This is a genomic window from Stenotrophomonas sp. Y6 (assembly GCF_022436665.1).
Classification (GTDB): domain Bacteria; phylum Pseudomonadota; class Gammaproteobacteria; order Xanthomonadales; family Xanthomonadaceae; genus Stenotrophomonas; species Stenotrophomonas acidaminiphila_A.
In genome coordinates this window covers 24458-41827 of record NZ_JAKUKB010000009.1, presented here as the reverse complement: position 1 = coordinate 41827, position 17370 = coordinate 24458, and the positions used below count along the sequence as shown (strand labels likewise).

Below are 17370 nucleotides of genomic sequence, written 5' to 3'. Positions count from 1 at the left end.
CGTGCGACAACGGGTCAATAATTTATTCTTGATTTCAAGGAAGAAAGGAATAAGTATTCCAATGCACCCAGAGGGAGTCCTCATGACCGCCACCCCCGTCCATCCCCGCCGCCGGCGCCTCGCCTGGGCGTGCTGGTCCCTGTTGCTCGCCGCACCGCTGTGCGCGGCGCCGGCCTTCGCGCTCGGCGCAGCCACCGCTTCGCCGCAGGACCATGCCGGCGTCATCGGCCTGCGCGAGGAATACCTGTCGGCCGCGCACTGGATCGCGCAGTTGTCCGATCCGGACCGGGTGATCCTCGACCGCGCCGGGATCGCGGCGCAGAACGCGCGCATGCGCCAGCTTGACGCGTCGATCCACGATCTGCGCGCACTGCCGACGAACTTGACGCGCGAATTCGTGCGCGCGCAGATCGAGGCGATTTCACGCCCGCCGACCCGCACGCTGTACGACGTGCAGGGCAAGCCGGTCGACGCCGCGCAGCTGCGCGCGATCAGCGACAACCTGGCGCTGGACCGGATCGGCGAAACCCGCCCGCTGCAGTACGGCCTGGCCGTGCACCGCGCCGCGCTGCGCGCGTTCCCCACCGGGCTGCGCGTGTTCTCCAGCAGCGGCGACACCGACATCGACCGCTTCCAGGAATCGGCGCTGTTCCCCGGCGATGCCGTGGCGGTGCTGCATGAGAGCGCCGATGGCCAATGGCTGTTCGTCGCCAGCGAGCGCTATGTCGCATGGGTGGAGAAGCGCTTCGTCGGCATCGGTGACGCCGCCCAGGTGTTCGGCTACGGCGCCAGCGGCCCGTACCGGGTGATCACCGGCGCCACCGCCACCACCACGTACACCCCGGAAGAACCGCGCGTCTCGCGCCTGCAGCTGGACATGGGCGTGCGCGTACCGGTGCTGGCCGACTGGCCCGCACAGCAACCGGTCAACGGCCAGCAGGGCCATGCCGCGCACGTCATCCAGCTGCCGGTGCGCGACGCCGACGGCCGCCTGGGCTTCGCCCCGGCGCTGTTGCCGCGTTCGCAGGACAGCAGCGACGACTACCTGGCGCTGACCCCGCGCAACCTGCTCACCCAGGCCTTCAAGTTCCTGGGCGAGCGCTACGGCTGGGGCCACTCCTACGACACCCGCGACTGCAGCGGCTTCGTCTCCGAGGTCTACCGCAGTTTCGGCGTGCTGCTGCCGCGCAATACCAGCGCGCAGGCGGTGAGCCCGGCGCTGGACCGCATCGCACTCGGCGAGAAGGACGGCAAGGCGCGGCGCGACGCCGCGGTGGACGCGCTGCAGGTCGGCGACCTGGTCTACATCCCCGGGCATGTGATGATGACCATCGGCCATGCCGACGGCATGGCCTGGATGATCCACGATACCTCCGGCGGCAGCTGGTTCGGTGCCGATGGCAAGCGGGTCCAGGCCCACCTCAATGGCGTCTCGGTGACGCCGCTGCAGCCGATGATGGCCAGCGATACCGCCAGCTACGTCGACCGCATCACCAACATCCAGCGCATCCGCCCGCATACCACCAAATGAAGATCATCGATATCGAACTGGGCATGCTGCGCGTGCCCCTGAAAACCCCGTTCAAGACCGCGCTGCGCACCGTCGAATCGGTCGAGGACATCGTGGTGCTGGTGCGCACCGATACCGGCCACACCGGCTACGGCGAGGCGCCGGCCACCGCGGTGATCACCGGCGACACCCATGGCTCGATCATCGAAGCCATCAACAATTTCATCAAGCCGCGCCTGATCGGCGAGGACATCGCCAACCTCAACCGCATCTGCGGGCTGGTGCAGTCCTCGCTGGAACGCAACACCAGCGCCAAGGCCGCGGTGGAGATCGCCATCTACGACCTGTGGGCGCAGCTGCACGGCGCGCCGCTGTACCAGATGCTCGGCGGCGGCGACCCGGTGATCACCACCGACATCACCATCAGCGTGGACTACATCGACAAGATGGTGGCCGACTCGCTGTCGGCGATCGAGCGCGGCTTCGAGTCGCTGAAGATCAAGGTCGGCAAGGACATCGGCCTGGACATCGAGCGGGTCAAGGCGATCCACGCCGCGGTCGAGGGCCGTGCCCTGCTGCGGCTGGACGCCAACCAGGGCTGGACCGCCAAGCAGGCGGTGTATGCCATGAGCGCGCTGGAAAACGCCGGCGTGGTGCTGGAGCTGCTGGAGCAGCCGGTCAAGGCGGCCGACATCGACGGCATGAAGTACGTCACCGAGCGGGTCAATACCCCGGTGATGGCCGACGAGAGCGTGTTCGGCCCGCACCAGGTGTTCGACCTGATCCAGCAGCGCGCGGCCGACATCATCAACATCAAGCTGATGAAGACCGGCGGCATCTCCAACGCGATCAAGGTCGCCGACATCGCCTCGCTGTACGGCATCCCGTGCATGATCGGCTGCATGCTCGAATCGAGCATCAGCGTGGCCGCGGCGGTGCACCTGGCGGTGGCCAAGTCGGGGGCGATCACCAAGGTGGACCTGGACGGGCCGTCGCTGAGCCTGTTCAACCCGGTCAATGGCGGGGTAATCTTCAACGAATCGGAGATCAGCATCACCGATGCGCCGGGGCTGGGCATCACCGAGGTGCGCGGGCTGGAGATGCTGAAGGCATGACCGGCATGGCGACGGCAACCGACCTTGTTGCTGTCGCACTCCCTCGCGGGTGGGCCGCATCGCAGGAAGCAGTGGGGAATGCTTCTGCCGTCGCTTCTGCCGTCGCTTCTGCCGTCGCTTCTGCCGTTGCCGTTGCCGTTGCCGTTGCCGTTGCCGTTGTCCGTGATTTTGCTCTTCGGCTTTTGATCTCCCCGGCCGTAGAGCGGGCCGAGCACCACAGCGGGCCGAGGGGCGAAGAGGCGCACGTGTCTGAGCGAAGCGAGTTGTGCGCCGTTCCCTTGGTACGCGAGGAGCGCAGGGGACCGGCGGGCGCAGCCCGACGGATCGCGTCCCGGCCCGTGTTTCTTTGGGTCACGTTTCTTTGCACGAGCAAAGAAAGGTGGCTCGCTCCCCGGAGGGGGGCGAAAGCCCTTGATCCTGCTTCAGCCGTTGCTTGGGTTTTTGCTCTGGAAAGAAGCAACAGCCAAAGCGCGAAGCAGCCAAGGCATGAAGCAGAGCTTTCGCCCCTGCTTCGCAGGAGCGAGTTACTTCTCTTTGCTCGTGCAAAGAGAAGTAACCAAGAGAAAGCACGCCCCTGCCTCTGCGCCCAGCCCGCTACGCGGGCCGGGTCCACTCCGCCGGCGGGATTTTTCGACGAGACATCCCTGTCTCGTCGAAAAACGACGTGCATCCCTGCACGTCGCCCCTACGGGGTCTTGTCCGCCGGCTCCGTCGCTGCGGAAGGGGACCCGGGAAGTCAAAAGCACATGCAACTACAAGAGCAACAGCCGATCTTCCCCCGGCTGCCTTGCCAACGTAACGTCCCGGCTGGATGCCAAGCCTTACCGGCTCCGCAAAATCCTTTTAGAGTCACCCCATCGCAGCCGACGGCCCACCCATGCCACCCCTGGTAAAAATCCGCTCCGAACGCGAACAGATGTCGGCGATCGAACGGCGTATCGCCGACTTCATCCTGGACAACGCGCACCTGCTGCGCGACTACTCGTCGCAGCAGCTGGCCAACGCGCTGGGCATCAGCCAGTCGAGCGTGGTCAAGTTCAGCCAGAAGCTCGGGTTCAAGGGCTACCCGGACCTGAAGTACTCGGTCGGCGCGGCGGTGGCCCTGGCCAGCAACGGCAACGGCAACGTCACCGAATGGCCGCCGGAGAACGATCCGCACGGGTACCTGCAGGTAGCCGAGGGCCTGCGCCGCAGCAAGGCCGCGGCCGAGGAGGAGACCCGCGTCGCCAATCCGCAGGAAGAGGTCGAAGCGGTGATCGCGCTGATCGACGCCGCGCCCAAGGTGTTCGTCTACGGCCTGGGTGACGACGGCCTATATGCCCGCGAGTTCGCCATGCGCCTGGCGCTGCTGGGCATCCTCACCGTGCAGCATGCCGACCCGATCCTGATGACCGCCAACCTGTCGGCCGCACGCCCGGGCGATGTGCTGCTGGTGTTCTCCGAGTTCGGCAAGCTGCCGCAGCTGTGGCAGCTCTCGCGCCAGTTCCAGGAGATGGGCGGCAAGGTGGTGTCGATCACCCGCCACACCGCCAACCCGCTGCGCGCGCATGCCGATGCCTCGCTGGCGATCTGCGCGCAGGATCCGCAGCCGCCGGTGGCGCAGCTGCTGTACCGTTGTTCATTGCAGTACCTGCTGGATTTCGTGTTCGTGCTGCTGTGCCATGCCAACTCCGACCGCCAGCGCCAGCTGGCGTTGAACCAGGAGCGCATCCAGCAGTTGATCGACAACTGATTGCCGGAGCCGTCGCCATGCCTTCCCTGTTCCGTTCCTTCGCCCGCTGCCTGCTGCCGTCGCTCGCGGCGATGGCCGTGGCCACTGCTGCCGGCGCCGCGACGCCCGCTGCGCCGGTGCACGATGCGCGCCAGCTGGTAGTGGTCACCACGCCATCGTGGGACAGCCCTGCCGGCCGCCTGCAGGCCTACGAACGCACCGCGCAGGGCTGGACGCCGCATGGCGCCGGATTCGAGGTGTCGCTGGGCCGCAACGGCAGTGCCTGGGGCCTTGGCCGGCACCCGGCGCAGGCGGACGGCCCGCAGAAGCGCGAGGGCGACGGCCGCAGCCCGGCCGGCGTGTTCGGCATCGGCGAGGCCTTCGGCTACGCGCCGCGGATGGACAGCGCGCTGTCCTACCAGCCGATGCTGGCCACCAGCTATTGCATGGACGTGCCCGATTCCCCGTTGTACAACCGCATCGTCGATGCCGAGGTGGTGGGCAGCGACGCGGTGGAGGGTTCCACCGAGCCGATGCGGCTGGACCTGCACAACCAGGGCGACCGCCGCTACCGCGAGGGCTTCGTGATCGAGCACAACCCGAAGGCCGAGCCCGGACGCGGCAGCTGCATCTTCGCCCACCTGTGGCGGCAGCACGGCGAGGCGACGGCCGGCTGCACCGCGATGGAACCGGAGCACATGTCCGCCCTGCTCGGCTGGCTGGACCCGGCCGCGCATCCGCTGTTCGTGCTGCTGCCCGAAGCCGAGTACCGGCGCCTGCAGCAACACTGGGGCCTGCCGGCGCCTGCGGCCAAGGCCGGGCATTGACCGGCGCCATGCCCGGGCGCTCCCGTATTCCCGCGGCAGGCGGTACCTGCCACGCCATGGATGGACGAACCGGTCGCCTCAGGCATCGCCCTGAGGCATGAGGCGCGCCCGGCAGTAACGCCTCGCTCGTGGCACGGGCCCGCCCCGTGCCCTGTTTCCCTCCTTCCGCAATCCGGCCCTCCATGACCCCAACGACCCAACGTTTCCGGCTCTCCGCTCCCGTCAAAGTGCTGATCTCGCTGCTGGTCGGCGCGGTGGTCGGGCTGTCACTGACCCACCACGACCCGGCGCTGGCACTGCAGGTCGCCGAGTTTGCCCGGCCCATCGGCCGGCTGTGGCTCAATGCGCTGCAGATGACGGTGGTGCCGCTGGTCACCGCGCTGGTGATCGTCGGCGTCAACACCGCCAGCAACGCCGCCGCCTCCGGGCGTACCGCGCGCAACGCGATCCTGGTGTTCATCGTGCTGCTGGTCGCCGCGGCGAGCTTCTCGGCGGTGGTGACCCCGGCGCTGCTGGGCCTGGTGCCGCACGACAGCGCCACCATGCAGACCTTCCGTGCCGCGCTGCACGCGCCGGAGACGCTGTCCAAGGCGCCGAGCGCCGCGCAATGGATCTCGTCGCTGATTCCCAGCAACGTGCTGGCGGTGGCGTCGGCCAACGCGATGCTGCCGCTGGTGGTGTTCGCGATGTTCTTCGGCTTCGCGCTGAGCCGGCAGGACGCCGAGCGCCGCGACCGCATCCTGGAGATCATCAAGATCATCGGCGACACCATGATCACCATCGTGCGCTGGGTGCTGTGGGCCGCGCCGCTGGGCGTGTTCGCGCTGGTGCTGGTGGTCTGCGCCGAGGTCGGGATGAGCGTGCTCGGCATCCTCGGCTACTACATCCTGCTGATGTGCGTGGTCTACATCCTGATCACGCTGCTGTTGTACGTGGTGGCGGTGCTGGCCGCGCGCGAGGGCCTGCGCCGCTTCGCCGCCGCGCTGGTGCCGGTGCAGGTCATCGCCGGCAGCACCCAGTCGTCGCTGGCCTCGCTGCCGGCGATGATCGACAGCGCGCGCAACCGGCTGGGCTACCCCACCGCGCTGACCTCGCTGGTACTGCCGATGGCGGTGTCGCTGTTCCGGGTCACCAGCCCGGCACAGTACATCGCCGTGGCCAGCTTCATCGCCTGGCTGTACGGCATCGACATCACGTTCTCGCAGTATGCGGTGGCGGTGCTGCTGGCCGCGGCGATCAGCATGGGCTCCACCGGGCTGCCGGGCCAGGCCAACTTCATGACCAACAACATGCCGGTCACGCAGAGCATGGGCCTGCCGGTGGAACCGCTGGGCGTGCTGCTGGCGGTGGATACGATCCCCGACGTGTTCTGCACCATCGGCAACACCACCGGCGACATGACCGCCACCTCGATCGTCGCCAGGCGAATGGCGCCGGCCGACGACGCCTGATCCGCGCGGCGGGCGGGCGCGCACGATCGTGCATGCCGGCGTGCCTCGCGCGCCGGCTTCGCATAAGGTGTGCGGTTCCACCGCTTGCCGCCCTGGAGTTCACCATGCCCCGCCCCCTGCTGCTCAGCCTGGCCCTTGCGCTTACGCCCGTCCTGTCCACCACCGCCTGTGCCGCGGACCCGGCCGCGCAGGCCGCGGTCAAGCCGGCGCAATGGCCGTTCACCGCCACCGAGGTGGCCCGCTTCGACAGTCCGTGGGCGATGGCGTTCCTGCCCGACCGCAGCCTGCTGGTCACCGAGAAGGCGGGCAGGCTGGTGCATTTCGACCCGGCCAGCGGCCGCCGCCATGAGATCGCCGGGGTGCCGCGGGTGGCGCATGCCGGCCAGGGGGGCTTCGGCGATGTCGCCCTGCACCCGCAGTTCGCCCGCAACGGGCTGGTCTACTACAGCTACGCCGAGCCCGGCGCGAACGACACCCGCGGCGCCGCGGTGGCGCGCGCGAAACTGGTGCTCGACGCGCAGGGCGGCGGCCGCCTGGTCGAGCCGCAGGTGATCTGGCGGCAGACGCCGAAGGTGAGCGGCAATGGCCACTACGGGCACCGCCTGCTGTTCGGGCCCGATGGCAAGCTGTGGATCAGTTCCAGCGAACGGCAGAAGTTCGACCCCGCGCAGGACATGGGCGGCAACCTCGGCAAGATCATCCGCCTCAACGACGACGGCAGCGTGCCAGCCGACAACCCGTTCGCCGCGCAGGGTTCGCCGGCCAACCAGGTGTGGTCGCTCGGCCACCGCAACGTCCTCGGGCTGGCGTTCGACGCGCGCGGGCGGTTGTGGGAAAACGAGATGGGCCCGAAGGGCGGCGACGAGCTCAACCTGATCCGGCGCGGCGGCAACTACGGCTACCCGCTGGTCTCCAACGGCGACCATTACGACGGCCGCGACATTCCCGACCACCACACCCGGCCGGAGTTCGTCGCGCCGAAGGTCAGCTGGACGCCGGTCATTTCCCCGTCCAGCCTGATCATCTACGACGGTGCGCAGTTCCCGCAGTGGCGCGGCAATGGCTTCATCGGCGGGCTGTCGTCGCAGTCGCTGGTGCGCATCGCCTTCGACGGCGACAGCGCGCGCGAGGCCGAACGCTTCGACATGGGCGCGCGCATCCGCGCGGTGACGCAGGGCCCCGATGGCGCGCTGTGGCTGCTGGAGGACGGCAGCAACGCGCGCCTGCTCAAGCTGACGCCGCGCACGTAGCCGCCGCTGTCGTACGCGGGAGGGCGTGCCGTTGACGCCCCTCGCGCAGCGGGCCTGCGCTACGGTTTGTAGCGCAGGCGCAGGTGCAGGCCGATGGCCTGCGTCAAGCCGTAGCAGACCAGGGCGGCAGCCAGGCCCAGGGTCAGCGGGCTGGCGTTGGCGGCGCCGGGCGCCATGCCCTGGCTGAAGGCGCCATCCTGCCAGCGCCAGGCCAGGCGCGCGACCAGCAGCAGCGACAGGGCGCCGCCGATCCACGGATTGGGCGTATAGCCGGGCCGGCCTTCGCGCGCGTCGAAGCGCGTGTGTTTCAGCGCAAACCATCCCAACGCGATGCCGGCCAGCGCGCCCACGGCCATGCCGGCGGCCACGTGCGGCACGAAGGCCGCCGCCAGCCCGAGCATCGCCGCCACCAGCGCCAGGATCACGATGCGCGCCAGGGTGCGGCGCGGCTGCCAGGGCTGCCAGCCGAAGTGGCGGCGGAGCCGGCGGTAGTACATCCAGCCGAAACCGGCAGTCATCAGCCACGGCAGGTAGGTGGGCATCGGTGCGGGCATGGCGGGTCTCCGTGGGCGCGGCGACAGCATCGCACGCCCGCTGCCCGCTTCAAGATGCCGGTCGTCATCCCGGCCCGACAGGCGGGGCGGGGCAGGCGGTCAGGGCGCCAGCAGTTCGAACCGCACCGGTTCGCCATCGGCCGACGACGCGCACACCCACAGGTCGAACAGGCCCGGCTCGGCGGTGAACACGCCTTCGCTGTTGGTGAAGGCCAGCTGCCCACGGTCGAGCCGGAACACCACGTCCTTCGCCTCGCCCGGCGCCAGCAGGGTCTTCTCGAACGCCTTGAGTTCGCGCACCGGGCGCACGCGGCTGGCGACGCGGTCGTGCACGTACAGCTGCACCACTTCCTCGGCGGCCACGGTGCCGGTGTTGGTGACGGTGGTGGTGACGACCAGCTCGCCGTCCCAGTCCAGCTGCGGCGCGCTCAGGCGCGGCGCGCCGTAGGCGAACGTGGTGTAGCCCAGGCCATGGCCGAAGGCGTACAGCGGCGCATTCGGGATCTCGCGCCAGCGCGCCTTGAACTCGGACATCTCCGGCAGCTCCGGGCGGCCCGTGCGCGGGTGGTTGTAGAAGTAGGGCTGCTGCCCGGAATGCTGCGGGAAACTCACCGGCAGCCGGCCCGACGGGCTGTAGGCACCGAACAGCACGTCGGCCACGGCGTGGCCGGTCTGGGTGCCGAGGAACCAGGTCACCGCGATGGCCCGGGCGTCGCGCACCGCGCCCTGCAGCGCCAGCGCGCGGCCGTTGCGCAGCAGCACCACGACCGGCGTGCCGGTCGCGGCGACCGCTTCGGCCAGTGCCTGTTGCACCGCCGGCAGCACGATCTCCACCCGCGACTGCGCCTCGCCGCTGTAGCGCTGCGGTTCGCCCAGCGCCAGCACCACCACGTCGGCGCGCCGCGCCGCGGCCACCGCCGCCTCGATGCCGCCTTCGACCGCGTCTTCCAGCGCGCAGCCGGGCACCACCTCCAGCAGCGCGTCGTCGTCCAGCGCCGCGCGCATGCCGGCTTCCAGCGTCACGTAGCGCGCCTTGTCGCCGAACAGGGTCCAGCAGCCTTCGATGTTGTCGCGGTCGCGGGCGAACGGCCCGATCAGCGCGATCCTCTGCCCGGCCCGGCGCAGCGGCAGCGCAGCGCCGTCGTTCTTCAGCAGCACGATCGAACGCCGCGCCGCGTCGCGCGCCAGCGCGTCATGCGCGGCGAGGTGCGAGGTATCGGCCTCGCGTGCCGGGTCCAGCGAGCGGTAAGGGTCGTCGAACAGGCCGATGGCCTCCTTCAGGCGCAGGATGCGGCGCACCGAAGCATCCAATGCCGCCATCGGCACCTGGCCGCTGCGCACCAGCCCCGGCAGGTGCGCGGCATAGAAGCCGCTCTGCATGCTCAGGTCGAGCCCGGCCAGGAAGGCCTTGGCGGTGGCGTCGGTTTCGTCGGCGGCGTAGCCGTGGGCGATCAGCTCCATGTCGGCGGTGTAATCGGACACCACCACGCCGTCGAACCCCCACTGCCCGCGCAGCAGGTCGGTCAGCAGCCAGCGGTTGGCGCTGGCCGGCACGCCGTTGATGTCGTTGAACGCGCTCATCAGCGCGCGCGCGCCGGCCGCCAGCGCGGCCTTGAACGGCGGCAGGTGCACGTCGTGCAGGGTCTGCGGCGAAATGTCCACCTGTGCGTACTCCATGCCGGCAGCCACCGCGCCATACCCGGCGAAGTGCTTGGGCGTGGCCAGCAGCGAATCGGCGGCGGCCAGGTCCGGGCCCTGGAAACCACGCACGCGCGCGGCGGCGAAGGCGCAGCCCAGCACCACGTCCTCGCCGGCCGATTCCGCGCCACGGCCCCAGCGCTGGTCGCGGGCGATGTCCACCGCCGGTGCGTAGGTCCAGTGGATGCCGGCGGCGGTGGCCTCGATGGCGGTGGCGCGCGCGGTGCGCTCGGCCAGCGCCGGTTCGAAGCTGGCGGCCTCGCCCAAGGGGATCGGGAACACCGTGCGCATGCCGTGGATCACGTCCGCGGCCAGCGCCACCGGGATGCCGAGCCGGCTCTCCTCCACCGCCACGCGCTGGATCTCGCGGCCCTGCGCGGCGCCGACGCCGTTGAACAGGCAGCCGACGCGGCCGGCACGCACCTGCTCCAGCACCTGCGCGGCGTTGCGCACGTTGGCCTCGGGATTCACGTCCGGCGCGAACGGGCGGACCATGTCGGCGAACACGCCCAGCTGGCCCACCTTTTCTTCTAGGGTCATGCGGGCGATGAGGGATTCGATGCGGTCTGCCACCAGCGGCGGTCCTTGTGGAAACGCTTTCAGAGCGCGGATTCTAGCCGTGTCGCCGTGAAGCCGGCGACGCCGGGCCAGGCCGCCGTACGCTAGCCCGTGGCCGGCCCGCCGCGCATCGCCATCAGCATGGCGTCGCTGGATTCCTGGAACACGCGCAGGCCGAACTCGGGCAGGATCGCCAGCAGGTGGTCGAACACATCGGACTGGATCGCCTCGTACTCGCCCCACGCGGTGGTGACGGTGAAGCAGTAGACCTCCAGCGGCAGGCCCTGCGGCCCCGGCGCCAGCTGCCGCACCAGCAGGGTCATGTCCTGGTGGATGCCCGGGTGGCTGCGCAGGTAGCGCTCGACATAGGCGCGGAAGGTGCCCAGGTTGGTCAGCCGCCGCGCGTTGACCTCTTCCGGGTGCGCCTGCGCCACCTGCGTGTTCCAGCGCTCCAGCTCGGCCTGCTTGCCCGCCAGGTAATCGTCGAGCAGGCCGAACCGCTGCAGCCGGTCCAGTGCCGCCGCGTCGAGGAACTGCACGCTGTGCTGGTCCAGGTACAGCGCGCGCTTGATCCGGCGCCCGCCCGCCTCCTGCATGCCGCGCCAGTTCTTGAACGATTCGGTGACCAGCTTCTTGGTCGGGATGGTGGTGATGGTCTTGTCGAAGTTCTGCACCGTCACCGTGTGCAGGGCGATGTCGATCACGTCGCCATCGGCGTTCTGGCTGGGCATCTCGATCCAGTCGCCGATGCGCACGCGACCGTCGCCGCTGATCTGCACGCTCGCCACCAGCGACAGGATGGTGTCCTGGAAGATCAGCATCAGCACCGCGGTGGCCGCGCCCAGTCCGGTGACCAGGTAGCGCAGGTCCACGCCGGCCAGGGTGGCGACGATGGACAGCCCGGCGATCACGAAGATCACGATCTTGGCTACCTGCAGGTAGCCCTTGATCGGCTTGTCGCGCGCGTCCGGGCGTCGCTCGTAGAGGTCGTTGGCCGCGTCCAGCGCATGCGATACCGCCAGCGCCACGGTCAGTACCGCCCACGCCTGGCAGGCGCCGACGACGAACGTCACCACGCCCGGCGGCAGGTCCGGCACCACCTTGATGCCGGCGGCGATCACCTGGCTGGGCACCACGTTGGAAAGGCGCGCGATCACCCGCATCAGGTGGCTGCCGCGCCCGGTCTCGGCGCCGGGCAGGCGGCTGAGCAGCCGGCGCAGGCCGCGCAGCAGGATGCGCTTGGTGACCCAGTTGGCCAGCCCCGCGGCCACCAGCAGGGCCAAGATCGTCAAGGCCAGGTAAGCCCCGGGATAGGGTTCCAGTGTGTCCTGCAACCGCTCGAGCCACTGTACCGCCACCACCGCATCCACCATCCGTCGTCTCCTGTGTGTTTCCGTGTACTTCGTTCCGCGCGCTTACCGGCCGGACGCCGGCAACGTGCTCAGCCCCGCTCGCGCTCGATGACCACGCCCACCGCGCGCGCGCCGCGCACCGCGCCCGGCTTGCTCAGCTTCAGCCGCAGCCAGCGCACGTCGAACTCGTCCAGCACGATGGCCGCGCAGCGCTCGGCCAGGGTTTCCACCAGGCCGAAATCGGATCCACGCACGTAGTCCTGCAGGCGCCGGCTGACCGCCTTGTAATTGAGGGTGTCGGCAATGTCGTCGGTCGCCGCCGGCCTGCGGTTGTCGAACCCCATCTCCAGGTCGAACACCAGGGTCTGGCGGATGCGCCGTTCCCAGTCATAGATGCCGATCAGGGCGTCGATCTCCAGCCCTTCGATGAATACCTTGTCCATTGCGTCCGTCGCGGTGAATGAACGGACATGGTAACGAGCCGCCGCTGAGCCTGCCGTTACGGCGCAGGAAGGGGCGCCCGGGCGCACGGCCCGGGACGCGGGGCGGGGTCACACCGGTGGCAGGGTCGCCATGTCCCAGCGCGGCACCACCTTCACCTCGGCCGGGCTGTGCTGGCCGGCCTGCAGGCGCAGCGCGCCGGCGAAGGCGATCATCGCGCCGTTGTCGGTGCACAGCGCCGGGCGCGGGAAGCACACGCGACCGCCGCGGCGCTGCGCCGTATCCTGCAGTTTGGCCCGCAGGCGCTTGTTGGCGCCGACCCCGCCGGCCACCACCAGCACGTCGCAGCCGGCCGCCTCCAGCGCGCGTTCGCACTTGATCGCCAGGGTATCGACCACCGCGTCCTCGAAGCCGCGGGCGATATCGGCGCGCGTCTGCTCGCTCTGGTCGCTGTCGCGCCAGGCCAGCAGCACCTGGGTCTTGAGCCCGGAGAAACTGAAGTCCAGCCCCGGCCGGTCGGTCATCGGCCGCGCGAACCTGAAGCGCCCCGGTGTGCCGATCTCGGCCAACCTGGCCAGTTGCGGCCCGCCGGGGTACGGCAGGCCCATCAGCTTGGCGGTCTTGTCGAAGGCTTCGCCGGCGGCGTCGTCCAGCGTCTCGCCGAGCAGGCGATAGCTGCCGATCGCGTCCACCGCGATCAGCTGGGTATGCCCGCCGGAGACCAGCAGCGCCACGAACGGCGGTTCCGGCGGGTCGTCCTCCATCAGCGGCGCCAGCAGGTGGCCTTCCATGTGGTGCACGCCGATGGCCGGCACGTCCAGCGCCCAGGCCAGCGAACGCGCCACCCCGGCGCCGACCAGCAGCGCGCCGACCAGCCCGGGGCCGGCGGTGTAGGCCACGCCGTCCAGTTCGGACACGGCGATGCCGGCCTCGTCCAGGGTCTGCCGGATCAGCGGCAGGGTCTTGCGCACGTGGTCGCGGCTGGCCAGCTCCGGCACCACGCCGCCGTACTCGGCATGCAGCGCGATCTGGCTGTAGACCGCATGGGCGCGCAGGGCGCCGACGCCGGACAGCGCGGTGTCGTACACCGCCACGCCGGTCTCGTCGCAGGAGGATTCGATGCCAAGGACTTTCATGCCGGTATTGTGAACCTGCCGACGCGTGTTTACGAACCGCCCGGGGTCCGTCTCGGCGGCCGGGACCGCGGCCACGCCCGCCCCCGCGCCGCGCCGTCCTGCCGGCCCACTTGCGCCCGGATTCAAAGCGGCTATAATGCGCGGCTCACCGGGCGTGACCCGGTCTCACTGTGTCCCGGAGATTCCATGCCCAGCGTCAAAGTCCGCGAGAACGAACCTTTCGAGTTTGCGCTCCGCCGCTTCAAGCGCACCTGCGAAAAGGCCGGCGTGCTGGCCGAGACCCGCAAGCGCGAGTTCTACGAAAAGCCGACCCAGGAACGCAAGCGCAAGGCTGCTGCTGCCGTGAAGCGCCAGCTGCGTCGTTCCTCGCGCGACGTCACCAAGCGTCAGCGCCTGTACTGATCGGACGCAACTCCTGAACGGGGGCTTCGGCCTTCCGTGACCGGAGTGGAAGCCGGCACGCGCGAGCGTAGCCGGCTTTTTGCGTTCCCGCGCCCCGTGCGCACCCCCGCATTCCGATCCCGCAAGAGGTGATCCATGAGCCTGAAACAGCAACTGACCGACGACATGAAGGCCGCCATGAAGGGCGGCGACAAGCACTCCCTGGGCGTGATCCGGCTGATCAATGCGGCGATCAAGCAGAAGGAAGTGGACGAGCGCATCGAGCTGGACGACGCCGCGGTGATCGCGGTGCTGGACAAGATGGTCAAGCAGCGCAAGGACTCGGTGACCCAGTACGAGGCCGCCAACCGCGAAGACCTGGCCAAGGTCGAGCGCGACGAGATCGTGGTGATCGAGCGCTACCTGCCGGCCAAGCTGGGCGAGGCCGAGATCCTGGCCGCGATCAACGCCGCGATCAGCGAAACCGGCGCCAGCAGCGCGGCCGACATCGGCAAGCTGATGGGCGTGCTCAAGCCGCTGCTGGCCGGCCAGGCCGACATGGGCCTGGTGTCGAAGCTGGTCAAGCAGGCGCTGGCCGGCTGAGTCCGGCGCACCCGGCCTGCCGCTGCCGCCAGCGGCGGGCCGCCGCGCGGCCGCCCATCACGGCGGCTACGCGGACGGGTATGCCATCCTGCGCGGCATGGCGCCCCTGTCACCGCACATGAAGCACCGCCTGGCGCGGTTGCAGCAGAGCCTGCCGGCCGCCCTGGTCCGCCGCTTCACCGAAGCGGACGTGATGACCCAGGCGGCCTCGCTGGCGTTCTATACCCTGCTTTCGCTGGCCCCCCTGCTGGTATTGCTGCTGTGGCTGACGGCCTCGCTCTACCCGCCCGCGCAGCAGGCACTGGTCGGCCAGATCGGCGCACTGGCCGGGCATAGCGTCGCCGAGGTCGCCGACACGGTGATCGCCAACGCCAGCGCGCAGCCCGACCTGGGCTCGCTGGCCGGCGCGTGGAGCCTGTTGCTGCTGTTCATCGGCGCCACCGTCGTGTTCGCCCAGCTGCAGGCCGCCCTGAACCGCATCTTCCGCGCCGACCTGCAGCGTTTCGACGGGATGCTGGGCTGGCTGAAGAAGCGCATCTTCTCGGCCGGGGTGGTGCTGGCCCTGGGCTTCCTGCTGATCGTGTCGATGGTCGCCACCACCGCGCTGCAGGTGGTGTTCGCGCACCTGCCGTCGCTGCTGCCGGCGGTGGGCTACGTGTCCACCCTGCTGCTCTACACCCTGGGCTTCGCGTTCCTCTACCACTACCTGCCCGACCGCCCGGTGGCGTGGCGCCAGGCCTTCGGCGGCGGCGCCATCACCGCGGTGCTGTTCACCCTGGGCCGCTACGGCATCGGCCTGTACATCGCCAACGCCGCGCCCGGCAGCGCCTATGGCTCGATGGGCACCCTGGTGATCATGCTGGTCTGGGTGTACTACGCCAGCGTGGTGTTCTTCGCCGGCGCCCTGGTCACCGCGGTCATCGACGAACGCGCGCATGCGCGCGCGGCCACGGCCATGCCCGGGCCGGGCGTCTAGTACACTTGCCGCACACCTTCGCCATGTACCGCCTGCCGCGGTGCTCCAGTCCCCCGCATGGCCCGAATCCCCGACGCGTTCATCGACGACCTGCTCGCCCGCTCCGATATCGTCGAAGTGGTGGGTTCGCGCGTGCCGCTCAAGCGCCAGGGCAAGGAATACGCGGCGCGCTGCCCGTTCCACGACGAGCGTTCGGCCTCGTTCACGGTGTCCCCGACCAAGCAGTTCTACCACTGCTTCGGCTGCGGCGCGCACGGCACCGCGATCAGCTTCCTGATGAACTACGACCGCCTCGAGTTCCTCGACGCGGTGGAGGAACTGGCCAAGCGCGCCGGCATGGAGGTGCCGCGCGACGCCCACCCGCGCAGCCCGCAGCAGCAGGATGACAGCCGCGACCAGTACTCCGCGCTCGACGCCGCCGCGCGCTTCTTCCAGAAGCAGCTGGAGGGCAGCGACAAGGCGCTGGCCTACCTCGATGGCCGCGGCGTGGACGCCGATACCCGCGCACGCTTTTGCATCGGTTATGCGCCGGACGGCTACAGCGCGCTGAAGGACGCACTGGGCAAGGACGAGCGGCGGATGAAGCTGCTCGACCGCGTCGGGCTGTTCTCCAAGAACGACCGCGGCCACGTGTATGACAAGTTCCGCGACCGGGTGATGTTCCCGATCTTCGACCGCCGCGGCCGGGTCATCGCCTTCGGCGGCCGGGTCATGCAGAAGGACGACGGCCCCAAGTACCTCAACTCGCCCGAGACCGCGCTGTTCCACAAGGGCCGCGAGTTGTACGGGTTGTGGCAGGTGCGCCAGGCCAACCAGAAGATCGAGCGGCTGATCGTGGTCGAGGGCTACATGGACGTGGTCAGCCTGTTCCAGTTCGGCGTCACCCAGGCAGTGGCGACGCTGGGTACCGCGACCACGCCCGACCATGCCGAGCTGCTGTTCCGCAATGCGCCGGACGTGTACTTCTGCTTCGACGGCGACGCCGCCGGCCGCCGCGCGGCGTGGCGCGCGCTGGAGTCGGTGCTGCCGCGGATGAAGGACGGGCGCCAGGCGTTCTTCCTGTTCCTGCCCGACGGCGAGGATCCGGACACCATCGTGCGCAAGGAAGGCGCCGACGCCTTCGACGCGCGCCTGAAACAGGCCACGCCGTTGTCGCAGTTCTTCTTCGACGAGCTCACCCGCGAGATCAACCTGGGCACGCTGGACGGCAAGGCGCGCCTGGCCGAGCGCGCCAGGCCGATGCTGGCGCAGATTCCCGACGGCGCCTTCGGCGACCTGATGAAGCAGGAGCTGCAGCGCCTGACCGGCATCGGCCGCGCGCCCGCCGGCGCCGGTGCGGCCGCCGCGCCCGTGCGCCGCGCGGCGGCCGCACCGGTGCAGAAGCGCAGCCTGGTGCGCGCGGCCATTGCCCTCCTGCTGCAGCAACCCTCGCTGGCGCTGAGCCTGGAAGGCCACCATGCCATCGCCGGCCTGCGCCTGCCCGGCATTGAACTGCTGCTGGAACTGCTGGAACTGGTGCAGCAGCGCCCGGACATCAGCACCGGCGCGCTGCTGGAGCATTTCGACGGCCGCGAGGAACAGGCCGCGCTGCATCGGCTGGCCGCCGTCGCCCTGCCCGGCGACGAAGCCAGCTGGACCCAGGAGCTGCACGACGCCATCGTGCAGCTGGAGAAGCAGCTGCTGCAGCAGCGGCTGGACGAGCTGCAGGCCAAGCAGCGCCAGCAGGGCCTGGACGAGACCGACAAGTTCGAACTGCGCGAGCTGCTCAAGGCGCGCGCGACGATGCGCTGAGGCGCGGACGGAGCGA

At 69.7% G+C, this 17370-nt stretch carries 15 protein-coding genes; 10 read left to right on the top strand and 5 right to left on the bottom strand.

Features of this window, described 5'->3' with window-relative positions:
• Positions 1-82: 82 nt before the first annotated feature.
• From MKP15_RS11815 to MKP15_RS11790, 6 genes are all read left to right on the top strand, one after another.
• The gene (locus MKP15_RS11815; protein ID WP_240212820.1) at positions 83-1531 is read left to right on the top strand and encodes an SH3 domain-containing protein; all 1449 of its coding nucleotides are present in this window, start codon (positions 83-85) and stop codon (positions 1529-1531) included.
• Positions 1528-2625, top strand: a complete 1098-nt coding sequence (locus MKP15_RS11810; protein ID WP_240212819.1) for a dipeptide epimerase — start codon at positions 1528-1530, stop codon at positions 2623-2625. The genes MKP15_RS11815 and MKP15_RS11810 overlap by 4 nt, the downstream gene beginning before the upstream one ends.
• A gap of 877 nt (positions 2626-3502) precedes the next feature.
• Positions 3503-4357, top strand: a complete 855-nt coding sequence (locus MKP15_RS11805; protein WP_161613979.1) for a MurR/RpiR family transcriptional regulator — start codon at positions 3503-3505, stop codon at positions 4355-4357.
• A gap of 71 nt (positions 4358-4428) precedes the next feature.
• A complete protein-coding gene (locus tag MKP15_RS11800; RefSeq protein WP_240212967.1) occupies positions 4429-5163 on the top strand; it encodes a L,D-transpeptidase family protein in 735 nt (244 codons plus the stop codon).
• Between the two features lie 182 nt (positions 5164-5345).
• Positions 5346-6614 (top strand): dicarboxylate/amino acid:cation symporter, encoded by a 1269-nt coding sequence (locus MKP15_RS11795; RefSeq protein WP_240212818.1) that lies wholly within the window; start codon positions 5346-5348, stop codon positions 6612-6614.
• Positions 6615-6718: 104 nt separating this feature from the next.
• Positions 6719-7864 (top strand): PQQ-dependent sugar dehydrogenase, encoded by a 1146-nt coding sequence (locus tag MKP15_RS11790; RefSeq protein ID WP_240212817.1) that lies wholly within the window; start codon positions 6719-6721, stop codon positions 7862-7864.
• Positions 7865-7923: 59 nt separating this feature from the next.
• Here the strand turns inward: MKP15_RS11790 and MKP15_RS11785 are convergent, their stop codons facing one another.
• The 5 genes from MKP15_RS11785 to tsaD all read right to left on the bottom strand — a co-directional run bounded on the left by MKP15_RS11785 (position 7924) and on the right by tsaD (position 13603).
• Positions 7924-8418, bottom strand: a complete 495-nt coding sequence (locus tag MKP15_RS11785; protein ID WP_104937789.1) for a hypothetical protein — start codon at positions 8416-8418, stop codon at positions 7924-7926.
• A gap of 99 nt (positions 8419-8517) precedes the next feature.
• The gene (locus MKP15_RS11780) at positions 8518-10692 is read right to left on the bottom strand and encodes a glycoside hydrolase family 3 N-terminal domain-containing protein (protein ID WP_240212966.1); all 2175 of its coding nucleotides are present in this window, start codon (positions 10690-10692) and stop codon (positions 8518-8520) included.
• A gap of 86 nt (positions 10693-10778) precedes the next feature.
• Positions 10779-12047 carry a mechanosensitive ion channel family protein gene (locus MKP15_RS11775; RefSeq protein ID WP_161613975.1) on the bottom strand — a complete coding sequence of 423 codons (1269 nt, stop codon included), beginning with the start codon at positions 12045-12047 and terminating at the stop codon, positions 10779-10781.
• A 68-nt stretch (positions 12048-12115) separates the two neighbouring features.
• Positions 12116-12469: a dihydroneopterin aldolase gene (gene folB / locus MKP15_RS11770; protein WP_104937787.1), complete on the bottom strand. Its 354-nt coding sequence runs from the start codon at positions 12467-12469 to the stop codon at positions 12116-12118.
• A 108-nt stretch (positions 12470-12577) separates the two neighbouring features.
• Positions 12578-13603, bottom strand: a complete 1026-nt coding sequence (tsaD, locus tag MKP15_RS11765; RefSeq protein ID WP_161613974.1) for a tRNA (adenosine(37)-N6)-threonylcarbamoyltransferase complex transferase subunit TsaD — start codon at positions 13601-13603, stop codon at positions 12578-12580.
• Positions 13604-13789: 186 nt separating this feature from the next.
• Here tsaD and rpsU point away from each other — a divergent pair, with 186 nt between their 5' ends.
• The 4 genes from rpsU to dnaG all read left to right on the top strand — a co-directional run bounded on the left by rpsU (position 13790) and on the right by dnaG (position 17354).
• Complete coding sequence (gene rpsU / locus MKP15_RS11760; RefSeq protein WP_002808376.1) at positions 13790-14005, top strand: 30S ribosomal protein S21; 216 nt, start codon at positions 13790-13792, stop codon at positions 14003-14005.
• A 135-nt stretch (positions 14006-14140) separates the two neighbouring features.
• Positions 14141-14587, top strand: coding sequence for a GatB/YqeY domain-containing protein (locus tag MKP15_RS11755; RefSeq protein ID WP_054661407.1), 447 nt, complete (start codon positions 14141-14143; stop codon positions 14585-14587).
• 97 nt (positions 14588-14684) lie between these two features.
• Positions 14685-15563 carry a YihY/virulence factor BrkB family protein gene (locus MKP15_RS11750; protein ID WP_104937784.1) on the top strand — a complete coding sequence of 293 codons (879 nt, stop codon included), beginning with the start codon at positions 14685-14687 and terminating at the stop codon, positions 15561-15563.
• A gap of 57 nt (positions 15564-15620) precedes the next feature.
• Positions 15621-17354 carry a DNA primase gene (dnaG, locus tag MKP15_RS11745; RefSeq protein WP_240212816.1) on the top strand — a complete coding sequence of 578 codons (1734 nt, stop codon included), beginning with the start codon at positions 15621-15623 and terminating at the stop codon, positions 17352-17354.
• Positions 17355-17370: the final 16 nt, after the last annotated feature.

Bases quoted from the DNA above. Each gene is read 5' to 3' on its own strand.
- MKP15_RS11755 (WP_054661407.1), top strand. From the start codon at position 14,141: ATGAGCCTGAAACAGCAACTGACCGACGACATGAAGGCCGCCATGAAG.
- folB (WP_104937787.1), bottom strand. From the start codon at position 12,469: ATGGACAAGGTATTCATCGAAGGGCTGGAGATCGACGCCCTGATCGGC.
- MKP15_RS11775 (WP_161613975.1), bottom strand. From the start codon at position 12,047: ATGGTGGATGCGGTGGTGGCGGTACAGTGGCTCGAGCGGTTGCAGGAC.
- rpsU (WP_002808376.1), top strand. From the start codon at position 13,790: ATGCCCAGCGTCAAAGTCCGCGAGAACGAACCTTTCGAGTTTGCGCTC.
- MKP15_RS11795 (WP_240212818.1), top strand. From the start codon at position 5,346: ATGACCCCAACGACCCAACGTTTCCGGCTCTCCGCTCCCGTCAAAGTG.
- dnaG (WP_240212816.1), top strand. From the start codon at position 15,621: ATGGCCCGAATCCCCGACGCGTTCATCGACGACCTGCTCGCCCGCTCC.
- MKP15_RS11815 (WP_240212820.1), top strand. From the start codon at position 83: ATGACCGCCACCCCCGTCCATCCCCGCCGCCGGCGCCTCGCCTGGGCG.
- MKP15_RS11805 (WP_161613979.1), top strand. From the start codon at position 3,503: ATGCCACCCCTGGTAAAAATCCGCTCCGAACGCGAACAGATGTCGGCG.
- MKP15_RS11785 (WP_104937789.1), bottom strand. From the start codon at position 8,418: ATGCCCGCACCGATGCCCACCTACCTGCCGTGGCTGATGACTGCCGGT.
- tsaD (WP_161613974.1), bottom strand. From the start codon at position 13,603: ATGAAAGTCCTTGGCATCGAATCCTCCTGCGACGAGACCGGCGTGGCG.
- MKP15_RS11790 (WP_240212817.1), top strand. From the start codon at position 6,719: ATGCCCCGCCCCCTGCTGCTCAGCCTGGCCCTTGCGCTTACGCCCGTC.
- MKP15_RS11750 (WP_104937784.1), top strand. From the start codon at position 14,685: ATGGCGCCCCTGTCACCGCACATGAAGCACCGCCTGGCGCGGTTGCAG.
- MKP15_RS11800 (WP_240212967.1), top strand. From the start codon at position 4,429: ATGGCCGTGGCCACTGCTGCCGGCGCCGCGACGCCCGCTGCGCCGGTG.
- MKP15_RS11810 (WP_240212819.1), top strand. From the start codon at position 1,528: ATGAAGATCATCGATATCGAACTGGGCATGCTGCGCGTGCCCCTGAAA.